Here is a 22,780-nt window from a genome sequence, read left to right on the forward strand (position 1 = left end):
TTTTATCCAAAAATTTTTGTAAAGTTTTTTCTATCTCTATTTTTCCATTCACCTTTATGATATGCATCACTTGCAATCAAAGGTAATACACTTGTTGCCTCAGCAAAAACCATTTGTTCTTTAGTGACATCAACTTTACCCCATGAACTTGCCTCTTTTAAAGTTGAACTGCTACACGCACCATCTCTTGAGTCTGCTACAGTAATTTGCAAAGCATATTTATGCATTTCAACATCTTTACCTAAAAGTTCAGCACATATGACTGTGTCCTGAATAAAATTTTTTGGCACTCCGCCACCTATCATAAATAATCCAGAACTTTTTGATTTAATTTTTATTTCAGTTAATTCTCGAAATTCTCTTATAGAGTCTATTGTAATATGAGATTTTGGGTTCTTTTCTTGATGAATTACTAAACCAAAACCAGCGCTAGAGTCAGTAAAAGCAGGACAGAATATTGGCACATTGTGATCATAAGCAGTTTCAATTAAAGAGTCTTTCTTTACTGAGTTTTTTTTAAGATATTTTCCCATTTCGTGAATAAATTCTCTAGAGGTATAGCTTCTAGGCTCTAAGTTATCAGCTATTTCACAAATTTTCTTATCACAAATTTGTAATTCATCTTCATCAATGTATGTATCGTATATTCTATCAATATAATTTTTTCTAAGTTCAGTATCATCTTGAAATTGAGAGCCTTGATAGTGCTTAAATCCTAGTGCCTCAAAAAAATCCATATCAATTATCGAAGCACCGGTTGCAACGATTGCATCTACCATATTGTATTTGACTAAATCTTTGTAAATATTCATACAACCAGCTGCTGAGGTCGAACCAGCTAAAGTTAGAAAAATTGTACAATCTTTATCTTTTAACATTTCATTATAGATGTTTGCTGCATTTGCAGTTTCTCTCGATACAAATGACATTTTCTCCATTGATGAAATAATTTTTCTAGAGTCAAAAGATGTAATATCTATATGTTCAACTGGATTTTTAAGAAAGTCTTTTTTACTATTATGTCCTAGATTTTTATTTTTTGACATTAAGCAACTAAAGTATCTTTGTTGCTGTCTTTGTTATAGAGGCTCATTATAGCATTATCTTCAACTTCATAAATCTTATCAGAATAGAAACCATTAAACTGTGTTCTAAAGGTAAGGCCATATGAACCTAATTGACCAAGTTCTATATAATCATTTTCTTTAATATTATTAGGTAAAAGGAAAGGACCTTTCATGTAATCCATGCTGTCGCATGTTGGTCCATAAAAATCAAATGCAGTTAATTTTTTTGAAATAATTCTGTTTGAATTATCTTTTATCATTTTAGATGGAAACACAATATTTGGTGTTCCTGCATCAAAAAGTGTTCCATAAGTTCCATCATTTATATAAAGTTTTTGTTTTTTTCTTAAGTTAACCCGAACTATAGTTGAGCCACTTTCAGCAACTAAGGCTCTACCTGGTTCACAAATTATTTCTGGTAATTTTTCAATCTTTAAATTTTCTAAACCTTTCTTAATTTCATCAAAATAACCCTCTAAAGAAGGTGGAATTAAATCTGGATAGATAGTTGGAAAGCCACCTCCTATATTCAAATAATCAGGAACAATTTTCGTTTTCTTTATTATATTTGCAATTTCGGAAATTCCTTTTGAGTATGAAATTGGATGCATACATTGCGATCCTACATGAAAACTTAATCCAATCTTTTTTGAATGTTGTTTTACTAATCTTAAAAGTCCTGCCGCCTCTGAATTTATAGCACCGAATTTTTTTGATAAGTCAATTTCAGCATGTTCATTTGATACAGCTACCCTTACAAATAATTCTAAATCTTTTGCATTGCTGGTGCTCTCAATAATTTTTATCAATTCATCTTTAGTATCAAGTGCAAATGTTTTGACTCCATATTTGAAGTATGCTTCACTTATATCTTCTCTACTTTTAATTGTGTGCATGAAAGAACACTTAGATACTTGATCAAATTTTCTGACTGCTTTTATCTCTTCCACTGAGGCAACATCAAATTGATTAATGCCGCTTTTTAATAAAGCTTTAATTACTTCAGGATGAGGATTTGTTTTAACAGCATATAGAATTTTACCTGGGAAGTTTTTTTGAAAAAATTTGGAAGCTGAAAGAATTGATTTCTTTCTAATACAATAAACCGGTTTGTCTGGTCTCAGTTGATTAACTAGTTCTTCAACCGACTTAAATTTTTGCATTTTTCATGCCCCCCAAAAAAAATTTAACAAAAAAAAGCCTTTTTATTTAAAAAAACTTTAATAAATCGAGCAATTAATTCAATACTTACCTAATGTAAAGCAAATAATGACCTATTGAATTGTGGAAAAAAATTCCCATATTGGACTTATGAAAAATGAAAGCTCCTTGCAAAATTTAGCTGATTTCAACAATAAATCACTATTAATTGTTGATGATGACAATCCCTTTAGAGAAAGATTGGCTAGGGCAATGGAAAAAAAGGGTTTTGAAGTTATTCAAGCTGAAGGTGTGCAAAAAGGGATTGATACAGTCAAAGCAAAAAAACCAGGATTCGCTGTTGTTGATTTGAGATTGGGTGATGGTAATGGTTTGGAAGTTGTAAAACAAATACAAACCTCTAATCCTGAAAGTAGAATAATAATGTTAACAGGATATGGAAATATTCCAACTGCTGTTGCAGCAATAAAAGAGGGTGCAATCGATTATTTGGCTAAACCTGCAGATGCAGACGATGTTGAAAAAGCTCTTTTAGCTGATCCTGCTAAAAAAGCGGCTCCACCTGAAAATCCAATGTCAGCAGATAGAGTGAAATGGGAACATATACACAGAGTTTTTGAATTGTGTAACAGAAATGTTTCAGAGACAGCAAGAAGACTAAAAATGCACCGAAGAACTCTTCAAAGAATTTTATCTAAAAGATCACCTAAATAAGTTTTCTAAATTTTAAAATTTTCTTAGCAATAAGCACTAGTAAAGCTATCTTAAATATTTCAGCTAATAGAAAAGGCTTAACACCTAAATCGAATATAGGTTTGTCCCATCCGATTAGTGTTCCTAACCACAAAATACCAAAAATATAGATTGTTGATACTGCAAGTATAAGTTTTGAGAAAATGATTAAAAAATTATCTTTTAATTTTACAAAAGAAGCTAAAAAACAAGCTGAAAGAAATCCAATTAGATAGCCCATTGTAGGACCTGTAAAATAAGCTAAACCTATTCCTCTTTCTGGGGAATTTGAAAACACTGGCAGACCTGCAATCCCCTCAATTAAATATAAACCAATTGTCGCAACACCTATTTTATATCCAAAGCTTATTCCAATAAAAAGAACTACAAACGTTTGCATTGTCATTGGAACTGGATAGAAAGGAATTTTAATTTTTGCTGAGACAGCAAGTAACACAGAACCTAAAAAAATTACAAGTATTGATTTAATTATTTGGGCTTGTGTATTTTGCTTTATAAGTTCCATAAAAAATAATACTCTTATTTCTGTCTATAATCTATATTAATTTCTAATGGGAAAAATTAAAAAAACAGATCATTTTTATTTAATTGATGGATCAGGTTACATTTTTAGAGCGTATTATGCGTTACCACCATTAACGCGAAAAAGCGATGGATTACCGACGGGTGCAGTGAGTGGTTTTTGCAGTATGCTTTTTAAACTTCTAGAGGATTCAAAATCAAATCAAAATTTACAAAAACCAACACATTTTGCAGTTATATTTGACTCTGCTAGAAAAACTTTCAGAAACGAAATTTATAGTGATTACAAAGCTAATAGAGCTGAAGCACCTGATGATTTAGCTCCTCAATTTGATTATATCAGAAAATCAGTATTAGCTTTTAATTTACCTTCATTGGAATTGATAAATTATGAAGCTGATGACTTAATTGCAACGTATGTTGAAATGATTTTAAAAGAAGGTGCAAAAGTAACAATAGTGTCTTCAGATAAAGATTTAATGCAATTATATAAAAAAAATGTTCGAATTTATGATCCAATGAAAAATAAGTTTATTTCAGAAGAAGATATTAAAAATAAATTTGGTGTAGGCGCAAGTAAGGTAATTGATGTTCAGGCTCTAGCTGGTGATAGCAGCGATAATGTACCAGGAGTTCCCGGAATTGGTGTTAAAACAGCTGCAGAATTAATTAATAAATATGGAGACCTTGAGAAACTTTTAAAATCTGCTCATGAAATTAAACAAAACAAAAGAAGAGAAACACTCATTGAGAATAAAGATAAGGCTTTAATAAGTAAAAAACTAGTGACATTAAAAAGTGATGCTCCAGTAAATAAAAATCTAACTGATCTTGAATTAAAAAGTATTGATAAAGATAAACTCTATAAATTTTTGAGGGAGATGGAATTTAATAGATTGTTGAGTTCAGCTATATCTGCATATGGAGAACCAAATTTAACAAGTATCAAAAACGAGGTTAAAATTGAAAAAAATCAAAAAGCGATCAATAAAAAAGAATATCATCTAATTGAAAATTTGGAACAAATCGACAAGTGGATAACTGAAGCTGAGGAGTTAGGTGAAGTTGCAGTAGATACCGAAACAAATTCATTAGATCCTCATCAGGCAGATCTAGTCGGTGTTTCATTAAGCTCAAAAATTGGAAAAGCTTGTTATATTCCTATCGGTCATAAATCTTACAAATGTATCGAAAAAGATTTAGTTTTAAAAAAGTTAAAACCTTTACTTGAGGATCCTAGTATCAAAAAAATAGGCCAAAATATAAAATTTGATTTTATAGTTTTTTTCAAACACGGAATTAATATGACTTCAATGGAAGATACTATGCTGATGTCCTATGTTCTTGATGCAGGAAAAAATAGACATAATATGGATATATTGTCAGAAATTCATTTAAACCATAAAACAATATCTTTTAAAGATTTAGTTGGCACAGGAAAAAAGGAGATTAATTTCAGTGAAGTAGATGTTGAAAAAGCCAAAGATTACGCAGCCGAAGATGCTGATATTACATTTAGATTATACAAAAAATTTCAAAAAAGTTTGAAAGATGAAAAAATGATAAATATCTACGAGATATTTGAAAAGCCTTTATTAAAAATTCTTGCTTTTATGGAAATTGAGGGAGTTAAAATAGATAATAAATTTTTAAAATCATTATCCGCTAAATTCGAAAAAAAGATTGTTAAAATTCAAAATGAAGTTTTTAAGATATCTAAAAAAGAATTTAATATTGCATCACCAAAACAACTTGGGGAAATATTATATAATGATCTTAAAATTGCAGATTTAAAAAAAACAAAAAAAGGGAGTTTTGCAACAAGCGCTTCGGTTTTAGAAGATTTAGCATTTAAAGGTCATAAGTTTCCCCAATTAGTATTGGATTGGAGACAGGTATCTAAATTGAAAAATACCTACTCAGACTCTTTGCCGGAACATATCAATCCTAACACCCAAAGAGTACATACTTCTTTTTTATTAGCAGCTACTACAACTGGCAGATTAGCTTCAAGCGATCCAAACTTACAAAATATTCCGATTAAATCTGAGGATGGTAAAGATATCCGTAAAGCATTTATAGCTAAAAAAGATCATGTTTTAATTTCTGCAGATTATAACCAAATTGAGATGAGAATTTTAGCTGATTTGGCTGATGTGAAAGGATTAAAAAAAGCTTTTAAAAACAACGAAGATATTCATTCACTTACAGCTAGTCAAATTTTTAATGTTGATATAAAAAAAGTAAATCAAGATCAGAGAAGGAAAGCTAAAGCTATAAATTTTGGAATTATTTATGGAATTTCACAATATGGATTGGCAAAACAAATTAATGTAACAAATCATGAAGCTGAGGAATTCCTTAATGCTTATTTTTTGAAATTTCCTGAAATAAAAATTTATATGGACCGAACAATAAAGTTTTGTAGAAAAAGTGGATTTGTGAATAATATTTTTGGAAGACGATCACATTTTATTAATATCAACGATAAAAACTATAATATTAGAAATTTCCAAGAGCGTGCAGCAATTAATGCTCCAATTCAAGGTTCCGCGGCAGAAATAATGAGATTAGCCATGATAAGACTTAATAAAAAATTAAGTGATCAAAAAAATCAAAAAACAAAAATGTTATTGCAAATCCATGATGAGTTAATTTTTGAAACTCCCAAAGAAGAAGCAAAAAGAATCAGTAAAATTATAATTGATGAAATGTCTAGTGTTGTTAAGAGTGAACAGCATTCTTTTTCCATACCTTTAACAGTTGATCTAAATACCGGAGAAAATTGGGGTACACTTCATTAATTTAATTGCCCAAATTAGAACAATTTAGTATTTTTATAATTGAGTATGCAGAAACAAACAATTGCCCTTGTCGACGATGATAGAAATATTTTAACAAGTCTGAGTATTGCTTTAGAGAAAGAGGGATTTAAAGTTCAAACATATATTGATGGTGAAAGCGCTTTAATTGGCTTAACTAGAACCCCGCCAGATCTAGCAATCGTTGATATTAAAATGCCAAAAATGGATGGAGAAGAACTACTTAAAAAGCTAAGAAAAAAAACTTCATTACCAGTTATTTTTTTGACCTCTAAAGATGATGAAATTGATGAATTGCTTGGGTTGAAGTTAGGAGCAGATGATTTCATAAAAAAATCTGGAGGATTTTCAATTAAAGTGTTGATTGAGAGAATAAGAGTGCAACTTAGAAAGAAAGATTCAAAAGAAATTATAGAGGAAAACAAAAGTATAATATCTCATGGTAAGTTAAAACTAGATCCTTCACAATTAGAGTGTGAATGGAATGGTAAACAATTACCAGATAAACTTACTACGACTGAATTTTTATTAGTTAAGGAATTAGCAAAAAGACCAGGTATAATCAAAGAAAGAGCTCAGTTGATGGATATAGCTTATAGAGAAGATACCGATATAGAGGACAGAACAATAGATAGTCATGTAAAAAGAATAAGAAAAAAATTTAAAAAGGTTGACCCCGAATTTTCAGCTATAGAAACTAGATACGGAAGTGGATATAGGTGGAATGTTAGCTAATGTTAAGCAACCTTCTTAAAAACTTATCTATATTAAAAAAATTTTTATTTATTAATTTTATTTTTTTTACAATTATTGGAATTTTTCTTTTAATTTACTTAAAAAATGTTCAACCAAATTTGATAAAAAAAAAATCGTCAAATCACATTGAAGTGATTAATAATACAATTGATAATTTGAAAAGATTAAATGTCGAATTTGTAGAAGATGACATCAGGAAATTTCTTTTTTCCACAAGATTTCTCTTTCAAAATTTAGATAGAGTGATATTTTTTGATAATCAACTTAACTTAATTGGTGATACAGATACCTTAGATCTTGATCCAAGATCATTTTCACAAAGATTAGATATTGTTGAATTTGAAGTGTTAACTGAAAAAAAAACTAAAGAAATCACTGAGAAAAAAAATATTGATGTTGGAAATAATAACGTTGTTTCTCTTAATGATGTGCTTTTAAATTACGCATCTTCTAAAAATTTTGGAACACCTTTTACTTTTACCCAAGAAGAGTTCAATAAATTTAAGCTGACAACAATTAAAAATGTAATGCAAAAAGGTCAAAACATTGGTTATTTAGCTATTACAGAAAATGCAAATGATGTTAAAGCAGCTATAGATGAAAGAAAGACTTTTGTAATTAGAACAGCTTTAGCTATTGGTTTAGTAATATTAATTTTCTCCTTTGTTTTAAATAGATATTTCTTAAAACCAATTAAAAATTTAGTAACGTACACTGAAACAATCAGAAATAAAGATCCGAAAGTTACCAATCTTGATATTTTAAAAAAAAGAAATGATGAACTAGGATTACTCTCAAAATCACTAGATGATATGACAAATGAATTAACTAAAAGGATTTCACATGCTGAAAATTTTTCAACAGATTTAGTTCATGAAATAAGAAATCCACTAGCTTCTCTCAAGAGTGCGTCTGAAATTTTACATGATTCGACTGATGTTGAGCAAAGGATTAAATTAATTGATATTTTGAGTCATGATGTTCAAAGAATTGAAAGATTAATTACAGATTATTCACAAATGCTAAAAGATGAAGTTGCGTTAAGTAAAGAAAAAATTAAAAAACTTGATATCGAGCCAATTATTAAATCAGTCGTAGATGATTTTAATAATATTTATAAATTAAAAAGAGGAATAAATATTTCTTATTCGAACGATGGAAAAAACAAATATTTTATAAATGGAATAGAAAATAGGATTGAACAAATAGTTGCTAATCTTTTGGATAACGCAATATCTTTTAGTGGTGATAATAAAGATGTAATTGTTAAGGTTTCAAAATTAGACAATGACAAAGTTTCAATCAATATTTTAGATGAAGGACAAGGATTTAAAGAAAAAGATACCAATAAAATATTTAAAAGATTTTATAGTAATAGACCTGATAAATTTGGACAACATTCAGGACTTGGTTTAAATATAGTTAAAAATTTAGTCGATTTACATAATGCTACAATAAGAGCATCTAACAGATTAGACAAAAAAGGAGCAAGTATGGAAATTATATTTCCAAATGCTTAAAGAGTTCTATTGATTAATTAATTCTTTATTGTTAGAAGACGCACCATGGAAGATTTCAAAGTTAAAGATTTGACCCAAGCTGAGTTTGGAAGAAAAGAAATTTCAATAGCAGAGAGTGAAATGCCTGGCTTAATGGCTTTAAGAGAAGAATATTCTGGAAAGTCACCGCTAAAAGGAGCGAAAATTATTGGATGTCTGCACATGACTATTCAAACAGCTGTTTTAATTGAAACACTTGTTGCTTTAGGTGCGGAGGTAAGATGGTCATCATGTAACATTTTTTCAACTCAAGATCATGCAGCGGCTGCAATCGCCAAAGCTGGGATACCAGTATATGCTTGGAAGGGAGAAACCGAAGAGGAATATATTTGGTGTATTAAACAAACTATTGAGGGTAAAAAAGATTGGGCGCCTAACATGCTTTTAGATGATGGAGGAGACCTCACTGCAATGATGCATCAAGAGTATAAAGAATTACTTAAAAATGTGAAAGGTGTTTCAGAGGAGACAACAACAGGCATTAAAGCTCTTAATAAAATGGAAAAAGATAAAACTTTGTTAGTGCCTGCAATAAATGTAAATGATTCTGTTACCAAATCTAAATTTGACAATCTCTATGGATGTAGAGAGAGTTTAGTTGATGGCATAAGAAGAGCTACAGATGTTATGATGTCTGGAAAAATTGCTATAGTTGCTGGATTTGGAGATGTTGGTAAAGGAAGTGCTGCATCTTTAAGACAAAGTGGTGCTAGAGTATTAGTTACAGAAGCTGATCCAATTTGTGCATTACAAGCAGCAATGGAGGGTTACGAAGTGGTTTTGATGGAAGAGGCAATTAGCAAAGCTGACATCGTCGTTACAGCAACTGGTAATAAAGATATTGTTACAGCTGATCATATGAGAGAAATGAAAGATAGAGCAATTTTGTGTAACATAGGACACTTTGATAACGAAATTCAAGTTGAAGCTTTGAAAAATTATAAATGGACTGAAGTAAAACCTCAAGTTCACGAAATAGAATTACCAAGTAAAAAAAGGATTATTTTATTAGCAGAAGGAAGATTAGTTAATTTAGGTTGTGCCACAGGTCATCCAAGTTTTGTAATGAGCGCATCGTTTACTAACCAAGTGATTGCCCAGATAGAGCTTTGGAATAATCATAAAAACTATGACAACAAAGTTTATGTTTTACCAAAACATTTAGATGAGAAAGTTGCCACACTTCATCTTAAGAAAGTTGGAGCAAAATTAACCAAATTATCAAAAGAACAGGCGGACTATATAAGTGTCGGAGTCGAAGGTCCTTTTAAACCTAATGCCTACCGCTATTAAAAGTGATAAAATAGATCTATCTTCAGAAAAAGAAACAGAGGAACTCGCCAGTAAATTTATAAAAAAAATCAAGCCTGGATGCTTTATTTTTTTATATGGTGAAATCGGAGTAGGAAAAACTACTTTTATTAGATATCTTATTAATCAATTTCAAAAACTTAATAAATTGGAGATAACAGAAGTTACGAGTCCCACTTTTAATTTGTTAAATGAGTATCAAATAAATAATTTAAAGATAAATCATTATGATCTATTTAGATTAAAATCTACTGAGGAAATTAAAAATTTAGATTTATTTGAGGATAATAAAAACATAATTACTTTAGTAGAATGGCCACAAATAATTAAAGAAAAACCAAAAAATTTGATAGAATTAGTTTTTGAGTATGGAAAAGATCACAAAACTAGATCTGTGCAAATTAAAGGTTTATAGCTTCTATTCCTGAATGCCAAAATTGATAAAAATAAAGGGGGATGCATCTTTTAGAAGTTTTTTTAGAAAAAAAGTAAATGGTAAATCCTCTATCGTTGTTTATGCCAAAAAAGAAAAATTTAAAAATTTACTTGTATACGATGCAATAAATAAAATTTTAAATAAGAACAAAATTTTAGCACCACGATTACATACCCAGAGATATGATAAAAATTTCATTGAAATAGAAGATTTTGGAAATGAAACTGTTTTCAAAACATTAAAAAAAAAGGGTAAAAATAAACTAAGCTATTTTAATCGAATAATTGAATTGTTAATACAAATACAATCTATCAAACATAGAAAAGTAAAAAATTTTAAAAATCAAAATTATATAATTCCAAAATATGATAAAAAGATTTTAATAAATGAAGCAAATTTATTTTGTGATTGGTATGCAAAAAATAATTTATCAAAATTGAGGAAAAAAAGATTTTGTAAAAAGTTTAAAAAGATTATTAAAGAATTAACTTTGAAATTAAAATTAAAAGATAATATTTTCGTTCACAGAGATTTTCATGTTTCAAATTTAATGTCAGTTAAAAACCAAATAGGTCTTATTGATAGTCAGGACGCATTAATTGGTAACAAAGCTTACGATTTAGCTTCTTTAATTGATGATGTGAGACTAAAAACTTCTTACTCTTTTAAGGAGAAAATTTTTAAGTTTTATACAAAAAAACAAAAAAACTTAGATATTAAAAAATTTAAGAATGATTTTGAAATATTATCAGTTTTAAGAAATCTTAAAATTATTGGAATATTTACCCGCCTAGCACTCAGGGATAGAAAAAAAAATTACTTAAGATTTATTCCTTATACATGGCAACTGATTAATATGCGAATTGATCAAAATCAGACATTCATTGATTTGAAAAATTTATTAAGTCAAAATTTTAAAAAGATTAAATGAGAATAAAAACAGCTTTGATATTATGCGCAGGGTTCGGATCGAGGTTAAATCCACTTACTTTAAAGACACCCAAACCTCTTTTGAAATTAAATGATAAATCAATGTTAGAAGTCTGCATAAATTTAACTTTGAAATTGGGTGTTCAAAAAATTTTTATCAACACATTTCATTTAGGTGATCAAATCTCAAAATTTATTGAAAATAAAAAGTTTCCAATAAATATTCAAATAATCAAAGAGGAAAATGAGATACTTAATACAGGTGGAGGAATATTAAATTTGATCAATTATTCAGATGATAACGATTTTATAATTTTTAACCCTGATACTTTATGGCACAAAGATTATCTTCATGAAATCACTCAAATGCAAAATTTTTATTTTTCTAATAAACTAAATAATGTTCTCCTGCTATCAAATAAAGAATTGAGTTTTGATAAAAATTTTTTAGGTGATTTCACATTGGAAAATAATTTGATAAAAAAAAATGAAAAAAACGATTTGATATATATTGGTTGTCAAATTCTGAACAAAAGTTTATTTAAAGAATATAGAGTCTCAAATTTTTCTATTACAAAAATATGGGATAATTTACGAAATGAAAATAAATTAAATGGTTTTCAAAGCAAAAAAAAATTTTATCATTTAACAAATTTAGATGTCTTCAAAAAACTAAAAGATCTTTAGCTCTTTCCTTATCAAGATATTCACATTTCGCTATTGCAAAATTTTCTCTAAATTCTATTAACATAGGGTTTCCAGTAGGTATTTCTAAATTAGAAATTTGTTTATTATCTAAATTAAATAAATTCTTACATAGAGCCCTTATAGAGTTTCCGTGTGCAGATATTAAAACATTATTATTTTTTAGATTTTCTTTCACGTGTTCTTCAAAAAAATTTATAACTCTTTCATAAGTGTCTTTTAAAGACTCAGTGTCAGGTAATAATTCTCTCGGAATTTGTTTATAAGTATCAATATTAAGTGGATGATATGGACTTTCCTTTTTTAGTGGATCTGGTCTTAGATCCCATGATCTTCTAAACTCATAAATTTTATCCTCGCCAATTTTTTTACTCATTTCAATTTTATTCAAACCAGTTAGTGCTCCGTAATGTCTCTCATTCAATTGCCAAGCTTTAGTAAAATTTTTTTTATCATCTAATTCTTGTTGAATTATTTTAAGAGTATTATTTGCTCTTACTTGAAGAGAAGTGTAATAAAAATCAATTTTGATGTTTTTGTTTTTCAATAAAAATCCTGCTTTTTTTGCCTCTAATATACCTTTTTCGGTCAAATCAACATCAACCCAACCAGTAAATTTTTTCTCTAGATTCCAAGTACTTTGTCCATGCCTCACTAATATTAAAAAACTCATATAATTATGTTTAAATTAAATTTATAAATAAAACTATCAAATTAAATGATAAATTTTTTTTCAAAATTTAAAATATTTTTTTATGTAATTAATTTATTATTAATAATCTTATATTTATTCCCTGGGAGTTTATTGGGATGTGTTTTTTTTGATAATTGTAAAGTTCAACCACAAATTACATCAGATTTTCTCCAAATATCCTCTAACCACTTTTACGCTTTTGGACTGGTTACTATTTTAGGGTATTTGACTTTTTTAAATTCAGAAAAATTAAAACTAGTTTTATATTATCTTTTAGTAATTTCAGTTTTATTAGAGGTGTTTCATATATTAATTCCTGAAAGGAGTTTTCAGTGGTCAGATCTGTTTGGAAATTTATTAGGGGTGATAGTTGTAATTTTTGTTAGGAATCTTATAAATAAATATGGGATCACTAAAAAATAAATTTGTTATATTATTTATTTTTTTCTTAACAGGATGTTCATCAATTCCATCAAATACTGCAAATAGTTGTTCAATATTTAATGAGCGTTATCTCTGGTACAAGTATGCAAAAAAAACAGAGCAAAAATGGGGTACTCCTATTTATATTCAATTAGCTATTATAAAAATGGAGTCAGATTTTGACTGGTTAGCTAAGCCAGCTAGACAAAAAATATTTAAAGTAATCCCTTATAAACGCCCATCAAGTTCATTTGGATATTCTCAGGCAGTAAAAGGGACTTGGGAACAATATAAAAAAGAAACAGGAAATAAGTTAGCAACAAGAGCTAGATTTAAAGATAGTGTTGATTTTATTGGTTGGTATACTAGTAAATCAGAAACAATTTTAAAAATTTCTAAACAAGACGCTTTTAAACAATATTTGGCCTATCATGAGGGCTGGGGAAATTTTAAGCATTATAAAAAAAATAAAAAAGTTATTGGATTAGCTAAAAAAGTTGAGAAACAATCAAATATTTATAAAAAACAATTATTGAGTTGCAGCAATTCTTTAAATAAAAATAAATATATTATTTTTTAGATAGTTCTTTTTTTAACTCCAAATCTATTACATCAATCCTTTTGGTATTTTTTGCTAAAGCTAAATACATAGATGGAGTAACGTATAATGTGAAAAAAGTTGAAATTATCATACCACCCAATATGGTTGCTCCCACAGCTAATCTTGATCCTTCACCTGCACCTGGGCCAATATTTCCTATAACCAAAGGTATCATCGCGATCATTGTACTTAATGATGTCATAATGATAGGCCTAAATCTTACTGCACAAGCCTCTTTCACAGCTAATTCGATACTTTTTCCTGTAGTCCTTATTCGATTGGCATAATCAACAATTAAAATACTATTTTTAGTTGATATACCGATAAGTATTATCAAAGCGATCTGAGAAAAAATATTAACTGAACTATTTAAAAATAAAATAAATACTAAACCACCAAAAATTGCCAAAGGAACTGTTAAAACTATAATGAATGGATGAATGAATGAATTAAACGTTGCTGCCATTACCAAGTAAGCTGTGAGCAATGCGAGAGCAAAAATTATAAATAATTCATTACTAGTCTCTTTAATTTCCTCGGATTTACCTTTCCAGGTAATTTGATTTTTTGGAGCCAAATCTGCCATGATACTCTCAAAGAATTTTATCGCCTCGGTTAAAGTGTATCCTTCATTAATATTTGCAGATATCGTGACTGCTCGTTGTCTATTGTATCTTGCAAGTTGTTTCGCTGAACCCTCCTCTTTAAAACTAACTAAATTTGATAAAGAAATTAGTTTTCCATTTGTTTCAGAACGAACAAAAATTTTTGAAACTCCTTCTTTATTCCTTCTATCAGACAAATATTTCTGAACTACAATTGGGTATTCTTTACCTAATTTATTGAAAGTTGTAATTTTTTTTCCCCCATAAAGAGTTTCAAGTGTTTCTCCTATTGCTTTTGTTGATACACCTAAATCTTTAGCTTTATTTTTATTAATAACTAATTTCACCTCAGGTTTGTTTCGATTGTAATCAGACTCAATTCTTGAGAGACTTTTATTTGATCTTAATTTTCTAATTACTCTTTTTTGAATTTCTTCAAGTTCCTCATAGGTACTTCCATAAATAACCATTTGTACTGGCTTATTATAATTAGATACTCTGATTGATTGTGGAGATATTGGAAATGCAAGAGCTTGAGGCAATGTAACAATTTTTCCAATAGCCTCTCTTAAAACAACTTGCTGTCCTTTTTTTCTATTTTTCCAGTCATCTAAAAGTGCAATTATGATAAAACTATTATATGAGTTTGCAGAACTACCAAAGCCAGGTACTCTCATAATAAATCTTGAGTATGGACTATCTTCAGCTTGTAAAAGTGGAATTAATCTAGCTTCGACTTTTTGTGCCTGTTCTTGTGTGTACTCAAAAGAGCTTCCTTCATCCGTTGCGCCAATAATTAAATAAGCACCACGATCTTCCATTGGCAATAATTCTTTTTTAGAGAAACTAAACAATAATACAGAGCAAATAATTATAAATATAATAAAAAAACCTACTGATTTTGTTTTGTGAGCAATTACATCTAAAGTCTCTTTATAAAATTTTGAAAATCCTAAAAATATTTTTTCAAATTTTTGAATAAAAGTCCTCTTTGAAGCCTTCTTATTTAAAAATTTACTTGCGAGCATTGGCGACAAGGTAAGAGCAACAAATGATGAAACAACTATTGAAAATGATAATGCAATTGCTGTTTCTCTAAATAATGTTCCTGATATTCCCTCGATAAATATTAGTGGTAAAAATACAGCTACTAAAATTAATGTTGTCGCTATGATTGCAAATGAAATTTGTTTGGATCCTTTATAAGCAGCAACTAGTGGAGTTTCTCCATTTTCAATTCTTCGATATATTGCATCAGTCATAATCACCGAGTCATCAGTAATTATTCCAATCGCTAAAATAAAACTTAAAAGAACAAATATGTTTATTGATAATCCAAAAATATAAAGACCTAAAAAAGATGCTATTAAGCTTACTGGAAGAGCGATTGCTGGAACGACTACAGCTTTAAGATTCCCGAGAAATAAATAAATTATTAGCACTACTAATACAAAAGCAATCAAAAGGGTTTTATATACCTCTTCAATAGCAGCCTCCACGTAGTTTGCCCTATTAAACGAAACTCTTAAATCTAGTTCACTTGGTAAAGATTTTTTAACTTCTACTATCTTTTTTTTGATTTCGTTCGAGAGCTCAACTGTCGAGGCCCCACTTCTCGCGTAAATACCAATACCAACTGTCCTTAAATTAACCTGATCTTTTGTTTGAGCTTTAAAAAGTGTTTTTTCTGAAACAGGTCCAAATTCAATATCAGCAACATCAGATAACAAAATTACTTTATTATTCGTTTTTTTTATTGGTAACTGTTTAATCGAATTTATATCGTTGTATGATTTATCTAAATTTAATGTTAGGTCAATGTTATCTGCCTCAAGAGTACCAGCTGGAAGACTTATATTTTCTCCACGCATTGCAAGTTCGACTTCCTTAATAGTTAAATCATTTGCAGCAAGTTTAATTGGATCTATCCAAACTCTGATACTTAATTCTCTTAGACCACCAACAAGTATCCTTCCAACATTTTTAATACTAGAAAACTGATCCACTAAATATCTTTCTGCATAGTCACCTAGTTCAAGATCACTCCAAGTTGCAGATGATAACGACAACCACATAGTCGTAGTAAAACCAGCTGCCCTTTTTAATATTTGAGGAGGATCAGACTCAGATGGTAAATTATCTACAACTCTCGCAACTCTCTCTCTTATATCGTTAGCAGCATTGTCTAAATCAATACTAGTATCAAACTCTACATTAATTGTGCTTCTTCCATTCTCAGATTTTGAGTCTATATTTTTTATACCTTCAGCACCTCCAATAACATCTTCAACGACTTGAGTAACTTCTTGATCTACAATTGATGCTGATGCAGATTTGTAATCTACTTGGACTTGGACTACAGGCGGTTGTATTCCATTGGGTAATTCTCTAACTGGTAATTTCCAAAAGACAAATAAACCAAAAATAATTAAGATTAAAGACATTACCCAAGAAACAGCTGGTCTTTTTATGCTTAGTTCGGTAATAAACATTTATTTTGTAATAGGTTTTATTTTTCCTCTAGGTCTTACTTTTTTTAATCCTTCCGCGACGATTATTTCCCCTTCACTTAATCCAGAAATTACCTCGATATTTTTATTACTTCTTAGACCGGTTTTAACCTCAGTTTTATTTGCAACATTTTCGCCATTTATTTTGTAAACATAGGATTTGTCACCTTCAATCATCACACTTGTATCAGGTACACTTAATGAGTTTCTAAGATTAAATTTAACGCTTACTTCTAAAAGAGATCCCGAGATTAGTTCGAGATCATTATTTTGTACCTTAATTCTGGATAATATACTTCTTGTATCAGCGTTAATCCTGCTTGATACAAAATCAACCTCACCTGAAAAAGTTTTATCCTTAAAACTAGATAATTTTACGTCAACTGGAAGACCTTTTTTAATAGATGCCGAATAGTTCTCTGGAATTTTAATGTCTGAGTAAATAGTTGAATTATCATCTAATGTTATGATGAATATATTATTAGATACAAGAATATCTTCCGTAAGACCAGTATAACCAAGTACTCCACTGAATGGAGCTATAATATTTCCACTTTTCAACTTGATTAATACATCTCCTTTTTGAACAAAGTCTTTCAATTTTAAATCTTCAAAAAGATCATCTTTTTTTATTTTGAAAGTTTCAGATTTTTTTGAGATTGCAGTACCAAATGTCTCTATTGTTTCAGCAAATTCTTTTTTTACCACTTCGGTGACAATTATTCCTGGAGGGGGTCTTTTACTGAATTTTTTTTTAAAATGATTTCCAATCATTGTTCTACCAATAATTACCGCTGCAATGATTAGAAAAAATATTAAAATAATTGATATAGTTTTAGTCGATCTTTTCATTTTTTTAAATTAACCCGTATTCAGCCCAAGAGCCATCATAAATACAGGGACGATATTTATCATTTATTAAAGAATAAGCTAGTGCCAAAACACACGCGGTTACCCCAGATCCACATGAAAAGACAATATTTTTATCATTTAAGTTTTTTAAGGAAGATTGAAAAATTTTTTCAAGTTCTTGTTTATTTCTAAAAGTTCTATCCTGATTAAGACAAGAGCCAAATGGTATGCACACAGAATTTTTAATATTTCCACTTTTTAATCCCTCTCTAGGCTCAGGAACCTTTCCTTCAAATCTTTCTTTGCTTCTAGCATCAACAACCCTAAAATTTTGGGTTTCTATATTTTGATTAATTGAATCTTTGTTTTTAACTAATTCCTGATTTTCAAAACTTTTGTAGTCTGACTTCATAACTTTAGATAAATTATTTGTTACTTTTCTTTTTTCTTCTATCCATTTTTTTAAACCCCCATTTAAAACATGAACTAGTTTAGGATCATGACCATAATAGATAAAATTAAACCAACAGCGACATGAGCTAACAACATCAGAATTATCATAAATAATAATCATATCCTCATTTTTGATTCCCATCTTTGAGACTATTTTTTCCCATTCATTTTTATTCACTAACATATGTGGAAGATTTGTATTTTTGTCCGAATTATCATCTAGGTCAAAAAAAATTGATTCCGGGATATGTTGAGTTTTATACTCTTCAAAACCATTTCTTTTCGTTTGTGGCATGTGCCACGAGCAATCAATTATTTTTACTTTGTCTTTGTTATTTTCGAGCCAATCAGTTTCTACTAATGACATTATCTCTTTTCTAAATATTTTTGATGATATTCCTCAGCAATACAATAGTTTTTTAGTAAGGAAATTTTTGTTACTACTTTCCCTGATAACTTTTTATTAACCTGGTCCAGAACATCTTCTGCAATTTTTTTTTGATTATCATTCAAATAAAAGATTTCACTTCTATATTGTGTACCAAAATCTGGTCCTTGAGAATTGAGTGTAGTTGGGTCATGAATTTCAAAAAAAATTTTTAAAATTTCTTCATAAGTAATTATCTTCTCATCATAATCAATCTTAACAACTTCAGCATGATTTGTACTCCCTGTGCAAACTTCTTTATAGGTGGTTTGTGAACTATTACCACCGCAATAGCCAACTTCAGTTTTGATAACACCATTAATTTTGCTGAATTTGATTTCAGGTCCCCAAAAACATCCAAGTGCTAAAACTGCTATTTCCATTGATTATGATTTAAATTAATTTACAAATTATTCGTATGCTTAGTAAAAATCAATTAGGATTTTTGTACATGTTTATGTCTGTTTGTGCATTTTCACTAATGGATATAATTGTCAAGTGGTCAGTCGATTATCCAATTGGACAGGTTTTATTTTTTAGAGGGTTTTTTGGAATACTATTTTATTTTTTCATTATACCAAGAGATAGACTTCACAATTTTTATCAAACCAAAAGACCAGGCTTGCATGCCCTAAGGTGCTTGTCGGGTTTAATTGCTTTAGTAGCAATTTTTATTGCTTTAAGAAAATTACCCCTCGCAACTGTAGTAAGTATTTCTTTTGCTGCTCCAATTTTTACAACTATATTTTCAATTTTTTTATTGAGTGAAAAAGTTGGTATTTATAGATGGTTAGCTGTAATAGTTGGTTTTATAGGAATATTAGTAATCACTGAACCAGGGATAAGTGAACTTAACATTTATTATATTTTTCCCATAATATTTTGTCTTGGTCTATCTTATGTAGCGATATCAATAAGACAGTTATCGACCACAGAACCAGTTTGGTTAATTTCATTCTATTTCTCCTTATCAATAACCTTATTGAGTTTTTTAACTATTCCACAAGGATGGGTTATGCCTAATTTACAGGATTTTATTTTATTATCTTTGGTAGGCATTTTTGGAGGCGTTGCAAATTTATGGTTAGGTCAGTCATATAAATATTCAGAGGTTTCTTTGGTAACTCCTTTAAAATATTTAGCTCTTTTGTTTGCAATAATTTTTGGATATTTCATTTGGGGTGAGGTTCCAACAATCAAAACTCTTCTTGGAGCCTCTTTGGTAATCATTTCAACATTAATTATTTTTAGAAGAGAAATTTACAATAAAAAAATAATCACTTCTAAAACAATCAATGACTAAAGTTCCAAAATATTGGAATAAAGCTAAAAGATATTTATCCAAAAGGGATAAAATAATGTCAAGATTAATTAAAAATTATCAAAGTCCCAATGAAACGATTCTTACTTCAAGAAAGGATATTTTTTTTTCATTATGCAAAAGTATTATTGGTCAGCAAATAAGTGTTGCTGCAGCAAATTCAGTTTTTTTAAAATTTAAGAAAAAATGTAAAAATAAAATTAATCCAAAAACTGTATCTAAATTGACCTCAACACAACTTAAAAATTGTGGATTAAGTAGGCAAAAAGTCTTAGGAATAAAAAGTTTAGCAAAACAAATCATTAATAAATCCTTTAATCCTAAATTAATAAAGAATATGAGTGATGAGGAAGCTATAGTTTATTTATCTAATTTAAGACAAATAGGTAGATGGTCGGCTGAAATGATTTTACTTTTTACTTATAATAGATCTGACATTTGGCCTATACAAGATATTGGTCTTTTGCGAGCGATTTCTAAAAATTATAATAAAAAATATTTTCCACCAGAAAAATTTGTGTCTTTACTTCAAAAAAGATTTTCACCTTATTGCTCAGTAGCTACATGGTATTTATGGAGAAGTATAGATCCTGAACCTATTCAGTACTAAATCCCTCAACGATTTGCATGTGTCTTATAGTGGTCTTTTTGGCTAAATCCCAACCAGCCTGATATTCTTTAGATTGATGACACTTTAAAGCTTGCTCGTAATTTGGAAATTCCCAAACCACAGTTCTTAAAAAATCATCACCATCGAAAGTTGTATGTTTACCACCTCTAACCAAAGGTAAACCACCATAACTTTTAATAATTGGAGTTACTGTCTCTGCATACTTTTTTAAATTTTCTTGGTCATTAACTTTAGTATACAAACTTATCCAATAAGCCTTCATGATTTCTCCTTTTTAATTATTTTTAATTATGATAATAAATTTCATGGCAGAGAAATTAATTATCAGTTTTGATGAATATACTCAAATTGTTGAAAAGTTAGCAATACAAATTCATGAAGAATATAAACCAACTGTATTAGTTGGTATTATGAGAGGGGCAGCTCCTATTATTGATATTTTATCAAGAATTTTGAAATTACCAATCGCATATATTGTTATTCAAAGTTATTCAGGTAAAGGTTTAGAGGATCAACAGGGCCAATTGATGTTTGCAAGAGAAATAAGTTCTTTGGCAAATAACAAAGATTTTAATAAGGTTCTTCTAATAGATGATCTTTCAGATACTGGTTTAACGCTAAATAAAAGCATTGAGTGGTTGAAAAATTATGGCCCAACTAAAGAATATATAAAAGAAGTAAAAACTGCTTGTTTATGGAAAAAGAAATCGTCAACTTTCGAACCTGATTTTTGTCCTATCAGATTAGATTCAGATCCATGGATTGTTCAACCTACAGAACATTATGAAGAATTGTCTATTGAGGAGATTGTGAGAAAAAATAAACAGGGCTAGTTTATACTAGCCCTGTTCAATTAATATTTAAGCAACTGCAAAACTTACAACACTCAAAATTGCTATTACCCAAATAGCCGGTGAAGTAGTTGCAAATTTACCAGTAAATATCTTGATCAATGCATATGATACGAAAGCTAGAGCAATACCATTGCTGATACTATAAGTTAAAGGCATAGCGATCATTGCAAGAATTGCTGGAGCAGACTCTGAAACATCATTCCACTCTATGTCAGTAATATTTCTTATAAATAGAACTGAAACAAAAAGTAAAGCAGCACCATCAATTTGTTTTGGCAAACTAGTTGCTAAGGGCGCAAAAAATATACATGCTAAAAATAATATACCAATTACCAAAGAGGTCATGCCGGTCTTTCCACCAGCTTTTACCCCAGCCCCAGACTCAACGTAACTAGTTACAGTTGTGGTTCCCATTACAGCTCCTGCAACTGTACTTACGCTATCTGATAACATTGCTTTATTGATGTCTTTAACTTTTCCATCTTTGCCCACTTTTCCAGCTACATTGGCAACTGAAGTTAAAGTTCCTGCAGTGTCAAAAAAGTCTACGAACAATAAAGTAAATATGACTGTAGACATTCCAGCTGTCATAGCTGCAGATAAATCAAATTCAAAAAGATAAGTCATTGAAGGTGGAGCACTTGCGATACCATTAAACTTTGCAAGACCCGTAGCCCAAGCAATTATACTAAATACTAAAATACCAATAATGATATTACCTTTAACGTTCATCTTATCTAAAACAATTATTGCAATAAAAGTCGCGCATCCTAATAAAACAAGTGGATCACTTAAATTTCCAAGCTGTACTAATGTTACAGGATTATCAACAACTACTTCCATTATCTGAAGACCGATAATTGCTAAGAACAAACCAATTCCTGCGCCAATTCCTAACTTTAAACTCTTAGGAATAGAGTTGATAAGCCACGCTCTTATTGGTGTTAATGATATAATTAAAAATAATACACCAGCAACTAATACAGCACCCAAAGCTTGTTGCGGCGTATATCCCATACCTGCACAAACTCCAAAAGCTACAAAAGCATTAATCCCCATTCCTGGCGCAAGACCAATAGGCCAAGTTTTTCCATGAAATGCCATTATGAAACAAGCTAGGGCAGTTGCTAGAATAGTTGCAGTGTAAACTGCGCCGAAATCAAAGAAACCTTTTTCGGGTCCAGCAAATTCACCTGATAAAATAAACGGATTTAAAAACATGATATAAGCCATGGTTAAAAAAGTAGTAGTTCCGGCTATTACTTCTGTTTTAAAATCTGTTTTGTGTTTTTTGTACTCAAAATATTTGTCTAACATTATTCCTCCTATCCTGATTAAATAGACGATTCTTTTGACAAATACTTAGCCAAATCTAATTTTATCAACA

Annotated in this window: 22 protein-coding genes; 12 read left to right on the top strand and 10 right to left on the bottom strand. The window is 29.5% G+C overall.

Annotated elements, in window-relative coordinates; genetic code table 11:
• Positions 1-2: 2 nt before the first annotated feature.
• Positions 3-1,046, bottom strand: coding sequence for a 1,9-bis(guanidino)-5-aza-nonane synthase (locus ACTT83_RS02115; protein ID WP_440918543.1), 1,044 nt, complete (start codon positions 1,044-1,046; stop codon positions 3-5).
• On the bottom strand, positions 1,046-2,230 hold the full coding sequence (locus ACTT83_RS02120; protein ID WP_440918544.1) for a type III PLP-dependent enzyme: 1,185 nt from the start codon (positions 2,228-2,230) through the stop codon (positions 1,046-1,048). The genes ACTT83_RS02115 and ACTT83_RS02120 overlap by 1 nt, the downstream gene beginning before the upstream one ends.
• Positions 2,231-2,378: 148 nt before the next feature.
• Between ACTT83_RS02120 and ACTT83_RS02125 the strand changes: the two genes are divergently transcribed.
• Positions 2,379-2,942, top strand: coding sequence for an ActR/PrrA/RegA family redox response regulator transcription factor (locus ACTT83_RS02125; protein ID WP_440918574.1), 564 nt, complete (start codon positions 2,379-2,381; stop codon positions 2,940-2,942).
• Here the strand turns inward: ACTT83_RS02125 and ACTT83_RS02130 are convergent.
• Positions 2,935-3,486: a biotin transporter BioY gene (locus tag ACTT83_RS02130; protein ID WP_440918545.1), complete on the bottom strand. Its 552-nt coding sequence runs from the start codon at positions 3,484-3,486 to the stop codon at positions 2,935-2,937. The genes ACTT83_RS02125 and ACTT83_RS02130 overlap by 8 nt on opposite strands.
• 46 nt (positions 3,487-3,532) lie before the next feature.
• Here ACTT83_RS02130 and polA point away from each other — a divergent pair, with 46 nt between their 5' ends.
• The 7 genes from polA to ACTT83_RS02165 are packed head-to-tail and all read left to right on the top strand — an operon-like array spanning position 3,533 to position 12,004.
• The gene (gene polA, locus ACTT83_RS02135) at positions 3,533-6,307 is read left to right on the top strand and encodes a DNA polymerase I (RefSeq protein ID WP_440918546.1); all 2,775 of its coding nucleotides are present in this window, start codon (positions 3,533-3,535) and stop codon (positions 6,305-6,307) included.
• A 45-nt stretch (positions 6,308-6,352) separates the two neighbouring features.
• Positions 6,353-7,060, top strand: a complete 708-nt coding sequence (locus ACTT83_RS02140; RefSeq protein ID WP_440916752.1) for a response regulator transcription factor — start codon at positions 6,353-6,355, stop codon at positions 7,058-7,060.
• Positions 7,060-8,601, top strand: coding sequence for an ATP-binding protein (locus ACTT83_RS02145; RefSeq protein WP_440918547.1), 1,542 nt, complete (start codon positions 7,060-7,062; stop codon positions 8,599-8,601). Before ACTT83_RS02140 ends, ACTT83_RS02145 begins: the two co-directional genes overlap by 1 nt.
• Positions 8,602-8,646: 45 nt before the next feature.
• The gene (gene ahcY / locus ACTT83_RS02150) at positions 8,647-9,933 is read left to right on the top strand and encodes an adenosylhomocysteinase (protein ID WP_440917751.1); all 1,287 of its coding nucleotides are present in this window, start codon (positions 8,647-8,649) and stop codon (positions 9,931-9,933) included.
• Complete coding sequence (gene tsaE, locus ACTT83_RS02155; RefSeq protein WP_440918548.1) at positions 9,917-10,366, top strand: tRNA (adenosine(37)-N6)-threonylcarbamoyltransferase complex ATPase subunit type 1 TsaE; 450 nt, start codon at positions 9,917-9,919, stop codon at positions 10,364-10,366. Before ahcY ends, tsaE begins: the two co-directional genes overlap by 17 nt.
• A 13-nt stretch (positions 10,367-10,379) precedes the next feature.
• Positions 10,380-11,318 carry a phosphotransferase gene (locus ACTT83_RS02160; protein ID WP_440918549.1) on the top strand — a complete coding sequence of 313 codons (939 nt, stop codon included), beginning with the start codon at positions 10,380-10,382 and terminating at the stop codon, positions 11,316-11,318.
• Positions 11,315-12,004, top strand: coding sequence for a sugar phosphate nucleotidyltransferase (locus ACTT83_RS02165; protein WP_440918550.1), 690 nt, complete (start codon positions 11,315-11,317; stop codon positions 12,002-12,004). The genes ACTT83_RS02160 and ACTT83_RS02165 overlap by 4 nt, the downstream gene beginning before the upstream one ends.
• On the opposite strand, the gene ACTT83_RS02170 is transcribed toward ACTT83_RS02165, so the two are convergent.
• Complete coding sequence (locus tag ACTT83_RS02170; protein WP_440918551.1) at positions 11,982-12,695, bottom strand: 2,3-bisphosphoglycerate-dependent phosphoglycerate mutase; 714 nt, start codon at positions 12,693-12,695, stop codon at positions 11,982-11,984. The two genes, ACTT83_RS02165 and ACTT83_RS02170, sit on opposite strands and share 23 nt — an antisense overlap.
• Before the next feature lie 424 nt (positions 12,696-13,119).
• Here ACTT83_RS02170 and ACTT83_RS02175 point away from each other — a divergent pair, with 424 nt between their 5' ends.
• Positions 13,120-13,719: a transglycosylase SLT domain-containing protein gene (locus tag ACTT83_RS02175; protein WP_440917757.1), complete on the top strand. Its 600-nt coding sequence runs from the start codon at positions 13,120-13,122 to the stop codon at positions 13,717-13,719.
• On the opposite strand, the gene ACTT83_RS02180 is transcribed toward ACTT83_RS02175, so the two are convergent.
• The 4 genes from ACTT83_RS02180 to msrA are packed head-to-tail and all read right to left on the bottom strand — an operon-like array spanning position 13,709 to position 18,970.
• Positions 13,709-16,837, bottom strand: a complete 3,129-nt coding sequence (locus tag ACTT83_RS02180) for an efflux RND transporter permease subunit (RefSeq protein ID WP_440918552.1) — start codon at positions 16,835-16,837, stop codon at positions 13,709-13,711. The genes ACTT83_RS02175 and ACTT83_RS02180 overlap by 11 nt on opposite strands.
• Positions 16,838-17,707 carry an efflux RND transporter periplasmic adaptor subunit gene (locus ACTT83_RS02185; protein WP_440918553.1) on the bottom strand — a complete coding sequence of 290 codons (870 nt, stop codon included), beginning with the start codon at positions 17,705-17,707 and terminating at the stop codon, positions 16,838-16,840. It lies immediately after the preceding gene.
• Positions 17,708-17,711: 4 nt separating this feature from the next.
• The gene (locus ACTT83_RS02190; protein WP_440918554.1) at positions 17,712-18,527 is read right to left on the bottom strand and encodes a rhodanese-like domain-containing protein; all 816 of its coding nucleotides are present in this window, start codon (positions 18,525-18,527) and stop codon (positions 17,712-17,714) included.
• Positions 18,527-18,970 carry a peptide-methionine (S)-S-oxide reductase MsrA gene (gene msrA / locus ACTT83_RS02195; protein ID WP_440918555.1) on the bottom strand — a complete coding sequence of 148 codons (444 nt, stop codon included), beginning with the start codon at positions 18,968-18,970 and terminating at the stop codon, positions 18,527-18,529. Before msrA ends, ACTT83_RS02190 begins: the two co-directional genes overlap by 1 nt.
• Before the next feature lie 35 nt (positions 18,971-19,005).
• Here msrA and ACTT83_RS02200 point away from each other — a divergent pair, with 35 nt between their 5' ends.
• Together ACTT83_RS02200 and ACTT83_RS02205 are read left to right on the top strand one after the other, a co-directional pair.
• Positions 19,006-19,890, top strand: coding sequence for a DMT family transporter (locus ACTT83_RS02200; RefSeq protein ID WP_440918556.1), 885 nt, complete (start codon positions 19,006-19,008; stop codon positions 19,888-19,890).
• Positions 19,883-20,518: a DNA-3-methyladenine glycosylase family protein gene (locus ACTT83_RS02205; RefSeq protein WP_440918557.1), complete on the top strand. Its 636-nt coding sequence runs from the start codon at positions 19,883-19,885 to the stop codon at positions 20,516-20,518. Before ACTT83_RS02200 ends, ACTT83_RS02205 begins: the two co-directional genes overlap by 8 nt.
• Here ACTT83_RS02205 and ACTT83_RS02210 read toward each other — a convergent pair.
• Entirely contained in the window at positions 20,505-20,801 is a 297-nt protein-coding gene (locus tag ACTT83_RS02210; RefSeq protein ID WP_440917764.1) for a DUF1330 domain-containing protein, read from the bottom strand. The genes ACTT83_RS02205 and ACTT83_RS02210 overlap by 14 nt on opposite strands.
• Positions 20,802-20,844: 43 nt before the next feature.
• On the opposite strand from ACTT83_RS02210, the gene ACTT83_RS02215 reads away from it, so the two are divergent.
• Positions 20,845-21,372, top strand: coding sequence for a phosphoribosyltransferase (locus ACTT83_RS02215; protein ID WP_440918558.1), 528 nt, complete (start codon positions 20,845-20,847; stop codon positions 21,370-21,372).
• A 27-nt stretch (positions 21,373-21,399) separates the two neighbouring features.
• Here ACTT83_RS02215 and ACTT83_RS02220 read toward each other — a convergent pair whose 3' ends face one another.
• On the bottom strand, positions 21,400-22,710 hold the full coding sequence (locus ACTT83_RS02220; RefSeq protein WP_440917766.1) for an NCS2 family permease: 1,311 nt from the start codon (positions 22,708-22,710) through the stop codon (positions 21,400-21,402).
• Positions 22,711-22,780: the final 70 nt, after the last annotated feature.

The sequence above is a fragment of the Candidatus Pelagibacter sp. genome (assembly GCF_052049775.1).
GTDB lineage: Bacteria > Pseudomonadota > Alphaproteobacteria > Pelagibacterales > Pelagibacteraceae > Pelagibacter.

Bases quoted from the DNA above. Each gene is read 5' to 3' on its own strand.
- ACTT83_RS02220 (WP_440917766.1), bottom strand. From the start codon at position 22,710: ATGTTAGACAAATATTTTGAGTACAAAAAACACAAAACAGATTTTAAA.
- tsaE (WP_440918548.1), top strand. From the start codon at position 9,917: ATGCCTACCGCTATTAAAAGTGATAAAATAGATCTATCTTCAGAAAAA.
- ACTT83_RS02175 (WP_440917757.1), top strand. From the start codon at position 13,120: ATGGGATCACTAAAAAATAAATTTGTTATATTATTTATTTTTTTCTTA.
- ACTT83_RS02200 (WP_440918556.1), top strand. From the start codon at position 19,006: ATGCTTAGTAAAAATCAATTAGGATTTTTGTACATGTTTATGTCTGTT.
- ACTT83_RS02210 (WP_440917764.1), bottom strand. From the start codon at position 20,801: ATGAAGGCTTATTGGATAAGTTTGTATACTAAAGTTAATGACCAAGAA.
- ACTT83_RS02120 (WP_440918544.1), bottom strand. From the start codon at position 2,230: ATGCAAAAATTTAAGTCGGTTGAAGAACTAGTTAATCAACTGAGACCA.
- ACTT83_RS02140 (WP_440916752.1), top strand. From the start codon at position 6,353: ATGCAGAAACAAACAATTGCCCTTGTCGACGATGATAGAAATATTTTA.
- msrA (WP_440918555.1), bottom strand. From the start codon at position 18,970: ATGGAAATAGCAGTTTTAGCACTTGGATGTTTTTGGGGACCTGAAATC.
- ACTT83_RS02170 (WP_440918551.1), bottom strand. From the start codon at position 12,695: ATGAGTTTTTTAATATTAGTGAGGCATGGACAAAGTACTTGGAATCTA.
- polA (WP_440918546.1), top strand. From the start codon at position 3,533: ATGGGAAAAATTAAAAAAACAGATCATTTTTATTTAATTGATGGATCA.
- ACTT83_RS02115 (WP_440918543.1), bottom strand. From the start codon at position 1,046: ATGTCAAAAAATAAAAATCTAGGACATAATAGTAAAAAAGACTTTCTT.
- ACTT83_RS02130 (WP_440918545.1), bottom strand. From the start codon at position 3,486: ATGGAACTTATAAAGCAAAATACACAAGCCCAAATAATTAAATCAATA.
- ACTT83_RS02185 (WP_440918553.1), bottom strand. From the start codon at position 17,707: ATGAAAAGATCGACTAAAACTATATCAATTATTTTAATATTTTTTCTA.
- ACTT83_RS02145 (WP_440918547.1), top strand. From the start codon at position 7,060: ATGTTAAGCAACCTTCTTAAAAACTTATCTATATTAAAAAAATTTTTA.
- ACTT83_RS02215 (WP_440918558.1), top strand. From the start codon at position 20,845: ATGGCAGAGAAATTAATTATCAGTTTTGATGAATATACTCAAATTGTT.
- ACTT83_RS02165 (WP_440918550.1), top strand. From the start codon at position 11,315: ATGAGAATAAAAACAGCTTTGATATTATGCGCAGGGTTCGGATCGAGG.
- ACTT83_RS02190 (WP_440918554.1), bottom strand. From the start codon at position 18,527: ATGTCATTAGTAGAAACTGATTGGCTCGAAAATAACAAAGACAAAGTA.
- ahcY (WP_440917751.1), top strand. From the start codon at position 8,647: ATGGAAGATTTCAAAGTTAAAGATTTGACCCAAGCTGAGTTTGGAAGA.
- ACTT83_RS02160 (WP_440918549.1), top strand. From the start codon at position 10,380: ATGCCAAAATTGATAAAAATAAAGGGGGATGCATCTTTTAGAAGTTTT.
- ACTT83_RS02125 (WP_440918574.1), top strand. From the start codon at position 2,379: ATGAAAAATGAAAGCTCCTTGCAAAATTTAGCTGATTTCAACAATAAA.
- ACTT83_RS02205 (WP_440918557.1), top strand. From the start codon at position 19,883: ATGACTAAAGTTCCAAAATATTGGAATAAAGCTAAAAGATATTTATCC.
- ACTT83_RS02180 (WP_440918552.1), bottom strand. From the start codon at position 16,837: ATGTTTATTACCGAACTAAGCATAAAAAGACCAGCTGTTTCTTGGGTA.